12 protein-coding genes and 2 other annotated features are annotated in these 14062 nt (G+C 38.7%); all 12 genes read right to left on the bottom strand.

Annotated features, from left to right (window positions below; all coding sequences use genetic code 11):
• Positions 1-209: 209 nt before the first annotated feature.
• The 12 genes from C6Y01_RS15150 to rlmD all read right to left on the bottom strand — a co-directional run bounded on the left by C6Y01_RS15150 (position 210) and on the right by rlmD (position 14017).
• Positions 210-1502, bottom strand: a complete 1293-nt coding sequence (locus C6Y01_RS15150; RefSeq protein ID WP_223249937.1) for a hypothetical protein — start codon at positions 1500-1502, stop codon at positions 210-212.
• A 17-nt stretch (positions 1503-1519) separates the two neighbouring features.
• Positions 1520-1801: a hypothetical protein gene (locus tag C6Y01_RS19175; RefSeq protein ID WP_223249936.1), complete on the bottom strand. Its 282-nt coding sequence runs from the start codon at positions 1799-1801 to the stop codon at positions 1520-1522.
• Between the two features lie 456 nt (positions 1802-2257).
• On the bottom strand, positions 2258-4180 hold the full coding sequence (thrS, locus tag C6Y01_RS15140) for a threonine--tRNA ligase (protein ID WP_034665240.1): 1923 nt from the start codon (positions 4178-4180) through the stop codon (positions 2258-2260).
• Between the two features lie 50 nt (positions 4181-4230).
• Positions 4231-4455, bottom strand: a binding site (T-box leader).
• Positions 4456-4492: 37 nt separating this feature from the next.
• Positions 4493-4716 (bottom strand) — a binding site (T-box leader).
• Positions 4717-4895: 179 nt separating this feature from the next.
• Complete coding sequence (locus C6Y01_RS15135) at positions 4896-5657, bottom strand: HNH endonuclease (protein WP_142394367.1); 762 nt, start codon at positions 5655-5657, stop codon at positions 4896-4898.
• A 126-nt stretch (positions 5658-5783) separates the two neighbouring features.
• Positions 5784-6614, bottom strand: a complete 831-nt coding sequence (locus tag C6Y01_RS15130) for a DNA alkylation repair protein (RefSeq protein WP_106038436.1) — start codon at positions 6612-6614, stop codon at positions 5784-5786.
• Positions 6615-6805: 191 nt separating this feature from the next.
• Positions 6806-7993, bottom strand: a complete 1188-nt coding sequence (locus C6Y01_RS15125) for an MFS transporter (RefSeq protein ID WP_106038435.1) — start codon at positions 7991-7993, stop codon at positions 6806-6808.
• 26 nt (positions 7994-8019) lie between these two features.
• Complete coding sequence (locus C6Y01_RS15120) at positions 8020-8847, bottom strand: MerR family transcriptional regulator (protein WP_106038434.1); 828 nt, start codon at positions 8845-8847, stop codon at positions 8020-8022.
• Positions 8848-8986: 139 nt separating this feature from the next.
• A complete protein-coding gene (locus C6Y01_RS15115; RefSeq protein ID WP_223249935.1) occupies positions 8987-9331 on the bottom strand; it encodes a hypothetical protein in 345 nt (114 codons plus the stop codon).
• Between the two features lie 146 nt (positions 9332-9477).
• Positions 9478-9888 carry a DUF6508 domain-containing protein gene (locus C6Y01_RS15110; protein ID WP_034665085.1) on the bottom strand — a complete coding sequence of 137 codons (411 nt, stop codon included), beginning with the start codon at positions 9886-9888 and terminating at the stop codon, positions 9478-9480.
• 106 nt (positions 9889-9994) lie between these two features.
• Positions 9995-11854 (bottom strand): alpha/beta fold hydrolase, encoded by a 1860-nt coding sequence (locus C6Y01_RS15105; protein ID WP_106038433.1) that lies wholly within the window; start codon positions 11852-11854, stop codon positions 9995-9997.
• Between the two features lie 58 nt (positions 11855-11912).
• Positions 11913-12479 carry a TetR/AcrR family transcriptional regulator gene (locus C6Y01_RS15100; protein WP_034665091.1) on the bottom strand — a complete coding sequence of 189 codons (567 nt, stop codon included), beginning with the start codon at positions 12477-12479 and terminating at the stop codon, positions 11913-11915.
• Positions 12480-12631: 152 nt separating this feature from the next.
• Positions 12632-14017 carry a 23S rRNA (uracil(1939)-C(5))-methyltransferase RlmD gene (gene rlmD, locus C6Y01_RS15095; protein ID WP_034665094.1) on the bottom strand — a complete coding sequence of 462 codons (1386 nt, stop codon included), beginning with the start codon at positions 14015-14017 and terminating at the stop codon, positions 12632-12634.
• Positions 14018-14062 lie beyond the last annotated feature (45 nt).

Raw genomic sequence — 14062 nt, 5'->3', positions numbered from 1 at the left:
TCTTCAAAAAGCATTGTAGATCAACTTTACTGTCAGGAGTGTTTACTATGTATGACGTCTACTATATTCCAACCGATGGACCTATGATCATATTCTTATCTGTTTCTTTCGTGATGAAACGACAACTTCCTGCTACAAAATTCCAAATTTCTTCAAAAAATTGGTGCAATGAGACAAAAAAGAACAGCTCCTCACTGTTCCTTAAGAAATTATGAGAGGTCTTTCAAAGAAAACACTTCGCCGCTCTCTGCATCAACACCATCATGGCAATCGAGCTTTCCGCATAGAACATATTGTTTTTGCACTTCGTCATAGACGTAGATAGGTGTAAGTTCAAGACGTTCTCTCAATTTTTCAAAGGCTTCTTTCTGAGATACAGAAATTTCACTTGCTGCTTGAGAAGGATTGAGTATCCCGCACACTTGAAACATTTCTTTTTTATCTATGTAATTAACGGCTTCAAACAAGCTGGCGTCAATGAAGACCTTGATCTTGTCCATAAACCCACTGCCTTCTTGCCCGTTCGTTTTTAATATCGCATGGATGTATCCATGATCACGTTGGAGTGTTTTCAGAACCCACTTCCCTGTATCCTTTGGATATTTTTGCGCCAAGAATCTTCGGATTGCTTTGATACACTCAGCTTGCTCTTCTTTTGATATCGGGATGGTATCCGGTGAAGGCTCCAATGAGAAAGCTTGTTCAGCTGAAATGTCCTCATGGATATTCATTTCCTTTTTTTCAAAGGCATTGTTTAACGGTTCATTCCACTCAATGATCTCATTCATGTGTATACAATGCGTTTCTCCACGCCCAAGTTCAAACGGAAGCGTTCCTGTTCCATCGTTCTTGACATAGATTTCTTCTAATGCATAAATTGCTCGAATTCGATTGTGCTCGAAGGAAGGCCATTGAAACTGTTGCACTTGCTGCTCGGCTAAGTTCTCCAGCTTATCAATAGAAAGCACATATTCCTCAGTTCTCAGTAATGTTTTGGCTAAAAATGGGCCGTGGTGTGTAAAGTACATGAGCTGTCCATGTTCATCCCATTTCACCTCAATTCTGCCTGAAGGCGTCACTTTCACGCCATCTATTGCTTCTTCGAAAAAAAGTCCCCCTTTTTCCTTCTGATGCATGTGAAAATGCTCACCATAGATCAACCCTGTTTCTTGTTCGATCCATTGAATGACATGAGCTGGATATGGTCTCTTAAATGTGACACCATGCTGCGCATAGGTTTTGTCCATGACAAAAATAACTGTTTCCACCTGTCCTTTATTCAAATTCACTTCAATAATGGCTGTGCCGTCTGGGTTGACATCGTCGTCCTCAGGTTCAGCTTCATGAGAGGGGAACCATTCCATATTGAATGTATAAATCGTTTCATTAAACATATTGACGTAACGATGAAAGCTGTGTCTTTTTAGATGATAAAGATCTAAGCCAAATTTCGCCTTTGTCTGATCAATCAATTGTTGTATGTTTGCATTCAATGGATTCACCTCAAAATGGTTAAATTTTATGGAAGAACAAAAATAACGATAAAGATGAAGATGACGATCACAGTCAAGAATCCTAAAGCGATTCCCATTATGTTTGACTCTTTTGTATAGCCTGTTAATTCGACTTCAGTAGATCGGTCGATTTTTCTAAAGCGAAAAAGCATGCTAATATTGATAAGAGCTAGAGCCATAATCAATAAGAAAAGTAGAAATATAGGTTGGATATCAAAGAATGGGTTCGATACATCTTGGAAGCTAAAGACTGAAAGAACATAAGCCCACTCAATATCAGTTTCCAAACATTATCCATCTTCTGTTCTTTCTCCCACTCTTTCCCCAATTTTTCTTTTTCATAAATAGCTATCTGCTCGAAAATTGGAATGAAAGACTTTGTTGATCCTTTTTTAATAAAACCATAAATGCTTTGAAGGAGCATTAAAATTCCTAAACAAAGAAAGAAATGTGTAAATCGAATTTCAACAATTTGGATCAACATAAAAAAAGCGACGATTATGATAGCGGCTATTAAATTAGAGACAGCTATTTGTTTCGTCCTCATCTTTTTCAGTGCAGCTTGTTCCATGCAATACTCCTCTCCGTTTTAAATGTTTCTGTTGAACGCTCTATCTTTATTACGATTTCACTGAAAAAATGTTTCATATTTTCCCTTTCTACTGTCAATTCGGCTTTTTTCGCAAATGAAAAGACGCCCATCATTCAATGAACGTCTTATCTTTCTTCATGAAATCAGCACATCATATTTGAGCAGCTGTTCTGTTTTTTATTTGTTGAGCTGCCAGATGTTGAAAGTCATCAATAGACAGCTGTCTAGATGTCTTTTCTCCATGCTGTCTGATGTTCAGTGTTTTTTCTTGCATTTCTGTATCGCCAATGACAGCGATATAAGGGATTTTTTGTATTTGTGCTTCTCTCATTTTATAGCCGAGTTTTTCATCCCGTTCATCTATTGTCACTCTTATTCCGATACTTCTTAATTGCTGCTGCACCTCCAGGCAGTGATCAAGGTGAACCATTGAGACAGGGATGATTTGTACTTGCACTGGTGCCAGCCATAACGGGAAGGCGCCTGCAAAATGCTCAATGAGAATGCCAAGGAAACGATCAAGAGAACCGAAAATGGCACTGTGAATCACAACTGGCCGTACCTTTTCATTCTTTTCATTGATATATGTTAAATCAAATTTCTCAGGCATTTGAAAATCTAGCTGAATTGTGGCGCACTGATGGCTCCGCTGCAAGGCATCTTTTATATGAAAATCGATTTTCGGGCCATAAAATGCCCCATCTCCTTCATTTAGCTGATAATCGACTTTTAGCCGATCAAGCACATTCTTTAGCGCTGATTCAGAGATATCCCAAATGGGATCATCGCCTAACGCTTTTTCAGGACGAGTGGATAGTTCCACAGAGTACTCAAACCCAAATGTCCGATACACATGATCAACTAATTGGAAAATCCGCTTGATTTCAGCTTCAATTTGATCTTCTCTCAAAAAAATATGGGCATCATCTTGGCAAAATGTCCTGACCCTGAACAATCCATTTAATGCTCCGCTAAATTCATGACGATGCACCTGACCAAATTCAGCCATCCTGATCGGAAGGTCTCTGTATGAATATAAGCTATTTTTAAACATGAGCATATGTCCTGGACAATTCATCGGCTTTAAAGCAAAGCTTGTATGGTCTACTTCTGAGAAATACATATTTTCATGATAATGATCCCAGTGTCCCGACTTTTCCCAAAGCTCTTGGTTCATCATAAACGGTGTGCTCACTTCTTCATATTGCGCTTTGCCTCGCACTTCTCTAGAAAAAGCCATTAATTCATTTTTGACAAGCTGACCTTTTGGTAAATAAAACGGCATACCTGGCGCTTCTTCTGAAAACATAAATAGTGATAATTGTTTCCCTAATTTTCGGTGATCACGCTTGTTTGCTTCTTCCATGAAATGAAGATATTCAGCTAGTTGTTTTGAATGTTGAAACGCTACACCATACACTCGCTGCAATACATCTTGATGACTGTCTCCCCGCCAATAAGCCCCTGCAACACGTGTTAGTTTAAATGACTTTAAGTACCCAGTAGAAGGTAAATGTGGTCCACGGCACAAGTCAATAAATTCTCCTTGCTGATAAACTGTGATGGCTTCTTGAGAGGGTAGACCTTTTAAAATATCCAGCTTATATGGATCATGTGCAAACAACGATTCAGCTTCTTTGTAAGATACCTCTTTTCTTTGGATGAGATGATTCTCGTTTATGATGTTTTCCATTTCTTTTTCAATTACAGCCAAATCCTCTACACTTAATGTTTGATTGAGCTTCATATCATAGTAAAATCCATTTTCGATAACAGGTCCGATTCCAAGTGTGACATTGTCGTATAACCTTTTCACCGCTTGGGCTAATATGTGTGCAGATGTATGGCGCAGCACTTCAAGCCCTTCTTTTGAATCGAGTGTGACAATAGACAGCCCAGCATCGCTGTCCAGCTGGTGACTTACATCGACCAATTGATCATTGATCTTTCCTGCCACTGCTTTTTTCCTTAAACTCGGGCTAATATGGGAGGCAACATCTGCGACAGTCGTACCTGCAGAAAACTCCTTTATCTTTCCATCTGGAAATTGAATCTTCACCAATTTTTCTCTCATGACTGACACACCTTTCTTTTTTTGAAATAAAAAAACACACCCATCCCTCATAAAGGGACGAATGTGTAATCCGTGGTTCCACCCAAATTCCCATAATGCGTATTCGCTTTATGGCTCTGGTGCCGTAACGCGGCATAGTCGGTATTGGATACTTCAATTTTCCCCAATACAGCTCAAAGGTGGTAAGACAACTTTTCTGCGTTAGGAAGATTTCAGCGTGACTTCCCTCTCTGGTAACCGATAAAAGCTGCTCATGTCCTTTTCAAAGCAATGATGATATATGAGTGAAGAAAAAAACACACCCATCCCTCATAGAGGGACGAATGTGAGATCCGTGGTTCCACCCAAATTCCCATAATGCATATTCGCTTTATGGCTCTGGCGCCGTAACGTGGCGTAGACGGTATTGGATACTTCAATTTTCCCCAATACAGCTCAAAGGTGGTAAGACCATTTCCTGCGTTAGGAAGATTTCAGCGTAACTTCCCTCTCTGGTACCCAGCAAAAATGGCTCATGTCCTTTTCTTCGCTTTTAATTTCTCCATATCTTACATGATGATGATAGAACATGTAAAGCTTTATTTTGTGCAGAGCAATTGAAATTCATTCTTTAAATGATATGTTGCGTGTATTTTTGACATTAATTAAATTTTGTCTGTTAGCATCCTATTTTGCTATAGGAATAATTAAGCCAGAAATAATTTACTTAGATTTCTTAATCCTGATAGTAAGAGTATAACTGTGAAATTTCTATATCTATTCCACCTTTAACAAGTCTTTGTCTCCTACTGTTAAATAGTTTATCTAATATTTCTCTCTTATCCTCAAATCGTCCATAATGGATTTTTTTATGACAGACTAAACAAATTGAAACAATATTAGCATGGATGTCTAAACTATGATCAAATTGATCTTGATATTGCATTGGTATCAAATGGTGAGCCTCTACATAATTCTCTCCATTAAATTTAGAAATAAAATGTTTGTGTTGATTGTCAAACTCACATAAATAGTTTGCATGAGCTACAGCTCCACTTGCATATTCAGGATTTCTACGCCATACCTTTTTATTATTCACTAACCCATGTTTAGGCTTATCTTTCGGCTTATCCTCAATATCAACACTACTTACTTCAGCGAGATTTTCTATTAGGTATTTATCAAATTCCTGCTCCTCTTTAAATAGTTCTGCTTGCAACTCAGAATCATAATAATACTCAATGTATTTTTTCAAATGATTTAAAGCTACACTATACATCCTATGTCCTTTTTCATTCTTCTTTTTAAACTCAGAATTACTAAGAATTGCATCAATAAAGGCAGTATCAGTTAAAGTAAATAAATTAATACTCTGTAATCCATAATCTCTTAATTCTAATGATATTGTACCAATAGCTTTAGAGTATCTTCCTATAGAGTATGGTTTTATATTTGCATAAGTTCTTAACCATTCAGCAAAAGTATCTTGATTCATCAATGGTTCTATTCACTCTCTCTGTATATTGTTTTCTTTATAAATGATATTATTTTTAGAGTTAGTCAGCAGAAATTATATGATCTATTGAATTTTGTATTATAAAGAAATTTCAATTCATATTCTTATTCACAGATTCCCCTTCACAATCGTTCTCCTCGCTTTCTTGATAATTCTGCTAGTCGCTTTTGTATCAGATTCCTTTGACCACTGTTCGCAAAGGTTCATGACCCAATTTGGTTGTGTTTTACTAGCGTCATTGAGCCAGTTTCCTACAGAATCTTGAACATATGTTGATGGATCGGATTTGAGTAAATTTAGAATAGGCAGCGCCCTCTCTGGCTCTTGTTTTAATAACTCAATATGCTTTGTCCATACCCCTCTAGGACGGATCGCCTCTACAGAGAACCGGCGAAGATTTTCATCCCCGCTTTTTGCCCATTCTGTTAAATATTCAATACTTTGATCAAGCTGATGACTGAGGCTTTCTCTCACGGACATCCACGCAATTTCTCGAACACCAAAATGATGATCAGCTGCAAATGGCTGAATGTACGCAAGTTTCTCTTCCAGAGTTGATAAACGTTGTTTGTTCATATAAGCACCCCAACAGCGAACGCTATCAGATACGTGGTGAGCAAATGCCTGTAGTACTTCCGCTTGTTTTTCCTCATTCTCTTTGTGTAGCACTTCATCTAACAATTGACCGATGAGACGAATTGCTTTCATTCCTGATTCAGCTTTTTGTTTAGTGATCTCAGATGAAATATCGTCTATATAATGGTCTAAACCAACGGACGGCAAAACATGCTGTATTAGCGTCATATGATTGACAGCCAGCCATTCAGTTAAATTCACACTTTCGATCTCTCCCTGATTCAAAAGGGTCCAGACGTCACGAGGGATATCAGTCCCCTTTCGAGCGCCTTTTCGATTGATGATATCCTCACTTATTTGCATTCTATTTTCTCTCCTCGTCTAGCAGTTCTTTTGTTAGACATTCATCGTTTTTAAAAGAAATTTGTTGATGCCTTCATCCTTTGGATATTGACTCCTATTGTAGCAAATAAACAACTTCACTGGTTCATTCTTCAAATCAAAAAGGAACTACCCGAAATAAGTAGTTCCTTCTATACAAAATTGAATTTAAGTTAGCTTCCTTGTTCAATCACCTTCAAACTCTTATGCTGAGAAAAACGGTCAAACGCCACCATCAGAATGGTCATGAGTAAAGCGAGGAAAACCGTGCCAGCACTGATCCAGCTTAGGTTTAATATAGATGTTTCGCTTAACAAAATCCCTCCTACACCAGAGCCTAAGGCAAATCCGAATTGAATAAATGATGTATTGACACTTAATGCGATATCAGGAGATTTTGGTACAAGTGTGACAAGATATAGCTGCTGAGCTGGTGATGTGCTCCATGTAGCGATCATCCATATCATGATGACAGCCACCATGACCACGAGATTCCCTGTGACAAATGCTAGCAACATGAGCATGATGATTTGCAGAATGATTCCAGAGAAAATCGTGAATATTGGGCCCTTTTTATCTGCTGCAATCCCTCCAATGCTGGAGCCCAAAAAGCTGCATATTCCAGCTAGTAATAAAATGCCACTGATTTCTGTGATACTAAGGTTTGCTGATGCTTGCAGGAAGGGCGTTAAATAGGTAAATAACGTGGAATATCCACCTACATAGAATAGCGTCACTGACACCGCAAGTAATATTCGCTTATCTTTTAAAATCGATAATTGCATACCAAGTGTCACCGGTTCTTGTTCTTTCATAGAGGGAATTCGCCTATACACAACAATCAGCGGAATAAGCGTGATCAATCCAATGGTTGCGAATAATGCTTTCCATCCGATCATACTGCTTAGAAATGTCCCGATGGGAACGCCCAAAACCAAGGAGCTGCTTAATCCCATTAAAATGATGCCAATGGCTGTTCCTCTTTTTTCACGTTCTACAAGACGAGTCGCAACAGCCATTGCCACTACAATAGCCGTCCCCCCACTGATTCCTTGTAAAATCCTTGTCATCATCACCATTTCAAACGAATGGCTGACACTTGTGATGAAATTACTTAAAATAAAAATGATCAGCATCCATGATAATATTTTTCTGCGGTCCATATTGATGGTCAGTGCAATGACAATCGGTGCGCCGATGGCTGCTGAGAGCGCTAAAGACGTGACCAATAATCCAGCAGCAGACGTCGTGACATGTAAATCATCTGCGACCATCTGGATAATGCCTGTAATGATATATTCAATCGTTCCAATTAAAAAGGCTGCTAAAGCAAGTAAATAGACAACGGTTTTGTTTTTCATCGTGACGTTTCTCCTTTGGGCAATGTTTACGATTTGATTTCATCTATAATAGGAATTTGAATTTCAATGAGTCTGCCTTCTTCATTTTTAGACAATGGGTAATAAATCTCTCGGCCCGGCTGGTCTTCTTTCACGCGATATCCGTTATTTTCGATCCATGTTGCCAGGTCAATACAAGCAGTTTGTGCGGATGGAGAATGTGAATGAAATAACAGCGTCGCCATTGTTTCTTCAGCAGGCAACGTACGTATCGTGATTCCTTGAGGAAGAGTGTCCCTTAACGCTTTGACGGAATACCCCACCTCAAATTCGAACTCACTTTCTTTTTCGAATGATTCCCTCCATAGCACCATTTGTGGTCCCGAGATCGATTCTTGCTGATTTTTAAGTAATAAATGATGAAACGTTTGAAAGAATGAAGGAATTTCGTCAACAGTTCCGTTGGATTGAAAAGACATGATGCTTTTGCTTTCAACAGATTTGATGATGACCTCCTGTTCTTTTTCAACACACCCCTCTCGTTTAATGAGGTGCATCCGCTCCTTAATACGCGCTAATTTCTGTTGTTCTCTCTCGATCAATTGCTGAATCTCACTTTCTTTCAGCAGAAACATGCCCTGAATCTGCTCTACCGAAATATCTTCCCGAAGAAGCTGAGCCATTTGCTTTAACGTAAAGCCTAATTCCTTATAGAGAAAAATTCGATTGACCTCTAGCAGCTGTTCAGCTGAGTAATAACGGTATCCTGAACCTTGATCAATCTGCTTAGGCTTTAATAAATCAATTTGGTCATAATATCTTAAGGTTTTAACAGGCACTTTACTTAACATAGAAAAATCGCCGATCTTGAACATCCTGCATCTCCTCCGTTTTGTTGATCTGATCAAAGTATAAACCTTTCAGTTAAGGGGAAAGTCAACATGAAGTTGAATAAATTTTTCAAAAGCGCGAAAAAACCTAGATTTCTCTAACATCTAGGTTTTGCTCATGATCCTAAAATTTTTCTAACAATCCCATCTCTTCAACAATCTTTATATCATTCATAAATCGTTGCAATCTTACTTTGTTCTCTATTTTCTGTAAATCTGAAGAATAACCTAAGCATATATTAAAAATACGATCTAACCTTTCGCCGACTCCGCTATAAAAATAATTTGTCAGTACTCCACTATTTTCACTTGCAAGAACCACAACTGTAGCCATCTCTAGTGCATATTCAATATCTTCTTTAGAAATCGCTCGATCCTTTTTCTTAGCATTCATGAATTCATGACTATGAATAGAACGAATCCTACCTTCAAGTAAATTGAGTATAGACTTTTTATAGATGACATACACACTGTGAATATCACTTTTATCAGGACAATAGGGATCTTGTAAAATGGATTTTATACGCATCAAGAGCATTTAATAAAATGTTATCAATTTCTTCTATTTTCATAGGTGGAAAAGTGTTGGCTGCATCTGTTTTACTTTTCATTTGATCACTCCAAACAATCCAATCTTTCCAGGCACTTTACAATAGCTCCGCTTTTAAAGAATTTGAATATGGCACCCTCGCTAAACCGTTCGGCTCTCACAACCCCCATCATGAGAGCAAGCACACACTGCGCATTTAAATTTGAAGTGTCCACATTCTCGATATCGTTCGGTCCACCTTCAATCCCATTTTCTTTGAGGATCTCTCTGTAGCGGGTAAGCTCCAGCTCTTGATGTTGTTTTGCAAAGGTATAAACATCTTCGATCAAGTGACGAACCGTTTCGGAATAATTCACAAAGGGCATCTGAATCGGATGTTCAGCTGTGCCATCATTTTCTTGATCGATGACCCATTCTCCAATAGGATCTTCCTGAAGCAGCGGTATGTATTTTGTTAGATTATCGAATTGGCTCATTCTCATCCTCCTCTATTTCATTTATATGGTTCACTTTGTTTCTCGCGAATTCATCAAGTATTCTACTATTGAAATTTTTTAGCCACGCTGGTCTCCCTTAAACCTTTTATTTATCCCATACCCTCATCTGCTTTATGACCAATGCTGCCGTTTGACTCGGATGGCTAAGTGGGAAATGATGACCATATGGAACAAAATCAACTTTACCAAGATGCGATGGGGCAGAATAGCCTTTGTCATAGACCCCCCAAATCATATGAAGATGATCCTTTGTGACCTCATTGAAATCATCTTGATCGAATTTCTGTAGTAAGCTGTTAAGCTGAACCGTCGTATTTAATATTCTAGGAGATGTAAAACTATTTCTGACTTTTTCAATATAATGTCCAGGGATGCTCTCCGTATTTTCAAACAAACCATTACTTAATACATAACGCCCTATCATATTAGTCGTTGCCCATTTCAATGTCCATTTGTTCATAAATTGAGGAACATTTCGCGATGCAGTTTTTTTCTTATCAACAGGTGGCTGAAGTAAAGTGATTGAATACTTCTTATCGATGTACTCTTGTACCAATGCTTCCAGAAGAATATACGCACCGAATGAATGGCCGATTAGATGTGCACCATTCGTCGATTTCTCCAATACCTTTTTCACGACATTCAAATAGATATCTAGAAGATGTTTCTCTCTTTTAAAAGGAGATCGTCCCAAACCTGGAAGATCCAAGATCCATACAGGTTGACCCGTTTTTTCATGTAGCTCTTGTGCTAGAGGGAATAAATCCTCTCCATCACTCAATAAACCATGTAATAAAATAAAAGGTTTACCCTCTCCTTGTAATTGATAAAGAGTCGTGTTATCACATAATGTTCGTTTAAATAAATGATGATCCTTACCATTTTGATTCATCATTCGATAATCCAGATCAGCTACTACAGCAGGGAAAAATTTCATGACACTCGTCTTCTTAAACCAATCTTCTCCCATTATTTTTTTCGCTGCAACATTTGAAAATGTTCGTTTTGTCATAAAGTTCAGTCCATCAGAAGGAATGTTTGTTATTTTACTTACGCCACTATTCATTATAGCTTTCATCAGTGGCATTGGGACAGAGATTTTTGGTGCCCTCATATTCATACTTTCTGACATCATACTTAATAATTCAGCAAAGTTCTGATCGTTCTGTTTGTCTTCAACAAGTGTATATGTTTGAATAGCCGACTGCTCCAATCTGAAAACCTGCACAATAAACCTCGCAAACTCATCGTTTGAAATAAGTGGCAACCTATAGTCCTTACCTCCAGGAATCACCGGCATGAGCCCTCTTCGCATACTCTTCACAAGCAAACCTAATCCTGCTATCTGCTCTGTACTCCCCGTTTTACTACTGCCGACTACAGTTGGCGGATTAATGACAGAAAGCGGATAACCTACTGCTAATGCCTGTTGACGAATATAAAGATCTGCTAAAAATTTTGTTCTCTCATAAGGACTTTTTATTTTCAAATAACTGTTTCCTTCTTTAAACACATCAATTTCAATCTTGCTATTTTGATCATCAAAGGGACTCATATAACCGACAACATGAATAAATTGCTGCAAGCCCTTCAATTGATGAATACTTTTAGCTAAGTCACTAATATGTTTGGCGCCATTTAAAAAGACGGAAGCTGCCTTTTTACTTGTCGCTTGAATATCCATGGGGCCTCCTGCGTGAATCATCACATCCGTTCTCAATACCCTCTCCTTATCATCAGCACTTAGCCCTAAATCTATTTTCGTCAAATCACCTTCAACAAAGTGCATCACTGCTTCTTTTAAAATGCCTCTTTCTTGAAAAATGCGTGTTGCTTTACTTTTCGACCTCACTAAAAGAAGAATGTTCACATCCTCTTTGGCTAATTCTTCGACTAATTGCTTTCCAATAAAGCCCGTTCCACCAATTAATAATACTGTTCTCATATAAAAATCTCCCTTTTAGTACTAATCAGTACTAATTTAATGTGAAAAAAAAGCTTCTTTATCGAAGCAAGTTAAAAATATGATCTGCTGTTTTCGTAATGACAGTTGCATCCTTCAATGTTTCTGAAATAAATAACGCGCCTTCAAGATTGGTAATAAACAGTGATGCAACCTCATCAATATGAATCGTCTTTCTAAATTCTCCATTCTCTACCCCTTGTTTCAGTAATAGAGAAACTTTCTTTTGTAATCCTGTAAAAAACAGACCTATTTTTTCTTTTATTTGTGTGGCCTGTGTAGGACTTTGAATATAAAGAGTAATAAATGGACAGCTCCCCTTATATTCTCTCGATTGAACTCCTTGTGATAATTGCTTTAAAAACAGTTGGATACGTTCTTCAACTAAAAATTGGTTCTGAGATAGTACGTCATCAATTGCAGATTGATACATTTCAATCCAATAATCAACGACTCCTTCTAATAAATCCTCCTTATTAGAAAAGTGATAATACACGTTAGACTTTGACACTTTGCTTACACGTACTAATTCATCCATGCTTGTATAAGCAAATCCTTTTTCTAAAAATAAAGTTGCAGCAACTTCAAGCACACGTTTTTGATTCATTAATTTTACTTTTTTCATAATTAGAACTATATAGTACTATTTTAAATATTACAAGTGTTTATATTCATTTAGAAAAAAGTCTGATTAAAGAAATGCCCCCAAAACAAAAAAGCTCGAAAATCTAATATTGATTTTCGAGCCTTGATTAAAGTCTATTTTTTCACGAGCGATACAACTGTCTCCACATGCGCCGTTTGCGGAAACATATCCACTGGCTGCATGTATTCGATTTTGTAGTCTTTTGACATGTATTCGAGGTCTTTTGCTAATGTCGATGGGTTGCAAGAGACGTAGACAAGGCGTTTTGGTTTGACTTGTTTGACAGTGTCTAAGAAGGTGCGCTCGCAGCCTGTTCTTGGCGGGTCCACGACGATGACGTCAGGACGGAAGCCTTCTTTGACCCATTTTGGCAGCCAGTGTTCAGCTGTTCCTGTCACATAGGTCGCGTTTTTCATGCCGTGTTTTTTGGCATTTTTCTTGGCATCATCAATCGATTCTTTGATGACATCCATTCCTCGTACTTCTTTGGCGCCATCTGAAAGCCACATACCAATCGTTCCAACGCCGCAATACGCATCGACAACCTTTTCTTTGCCAGTCAGTTTGGCCGCTTTTTTCGCTTCGTCGTAAAGCTTTAGCGTTTGCTTCGGATTCAATTGGAAGAAAGCACGTGCACTCAGTTCAAAGGAGACGTCCCCTAAAAATTCTTGAATGACCATGTTGCCAGCTAGGTGAGATGTCTTATGGCCAAAGATGACCGACGTTTTTTCACCGTTGACATTGTGCATAATGGACGTCACTTCTGGCAGACGTTTTTGAATGGCTTCGGCGATTTCTTTTTTCTTTGGAAATTCAGGTTTCGATGTGACAAGGACGACTTGTACTTCCCCTGTTTCAAAGCCGACACGCACGACAATTGAGCGTACGTCGCCTTTTCTTGTCCGTTCATTGTAGACCGATACACCGAATTTCTCTAAGATTTTGCGGACAACGCCCGTTGTTTTGTTCGTATTTGGATGCTGCACGATACATTCCTTGATCGGTACAAGCTTATGAGAGTTCAGTCCGTAAAGTCCAGCAATGATGTCACCGCTGTGAGAACGCCCTACTTGGAACTGGCTTTTGTTCCGGTAGTGCCACGGATCTTCCATGCCGATCGTTGGTCTAATATCTAGCGTTTCGACCGATAGCTTCGTGTGTCGTTCCATTGATTGAATGACAATATCTCGTTTTTCCTTTAGCTGCTGCTCGTATGCCAAATGCTGAAGCTGACAGCCTCCGCACTGCTCGTATACTGGGCATGGCGGTTTCACTCGATGCTCGGAGCGCTTTCGGACTTTTCTAACCGTACCTTCTGCATATTTTGCTTGGACATTCGTTGCTTCCACAACCACTTCTTCGCCTGGAAGCGCACCCGGGACAAAGACCACTTGCTTTTTAAAATAACCGACCCCTTCCCCATTAATGCCAAGGCGTTTAATGGTAAGCGGGAACTGCTGTCCCTTTTGTAAAAGGGCACCTTGCTGTTTTTCCTTCACTTCATTCTCTCCGTTCTATCTGAACCCTTGATAGGTTGTCTTCAT

The organism is Bacillus sp. NMCC46 (assembly GCF_002998465.1).
Classification (GTDB): Bacteria; Bacillota; Bacilli; order Bacillales; family Bacillaceae; genus Bacillus.
This window is presented reverse-complemented; position numbering and strand designations above follow the sequence as displayed.

Excerpts from the sequence above, each read along its gene's own strand:
- C6Y01_RS15100 (WP_034665091.1), bottom strand. The coding sequence starts at position 12,479 with ATGAATCAAAAACGTGTGCTTGAAGTTGCTGCAACTTTATTTTTAGAA.
- C6Y01_RS15105 (WP_106038433.1), bottom strand. The coding sequence starts at position 11,854 with ATGAGAACAGTATTATTAATTGGTGGAACGGGCTTTATTGGAAAGCAA.
- C6Y01_RS15120 (WP_106038434.1), bottom strand. The coding sequence starts at position 8,847 with ATGTTCAAGATCGGCGATTTTTCTATGTTAAGTAAAGTGCCTGTTAAA.
- C6Y01_RS15130 (WP_106038436.1), bottom strand. The coding sequence starts at position 6,614 with ATGCAAATAAGTGAGGATATCATCAATCGAAAAGGCGCTCGAAAGGGG.
- C6Y01_RS15110 (WP_034665085.1), bottom strand. The coding sequence starts at position 9,888 with ATGAGCCAATTCGATAATCTAACAAAATACATACCGCTGCTTCAGGAA.
- thrS (WP_034665240.1), bottom strand. The coding sequence starts at position 4,180 with ATGAGAGAAAAATTGGTGAAGATTCAATTTCCAGATGGAAAGATAAAG.
- C6Y01_RS15125 (WP_106038435.1), bottom strand. The coding sequence starts at position 7,993 with ATGAAAAACAAAACCGTTGTCTATTTACTTGCTTTAGCAGCCTTTTTA.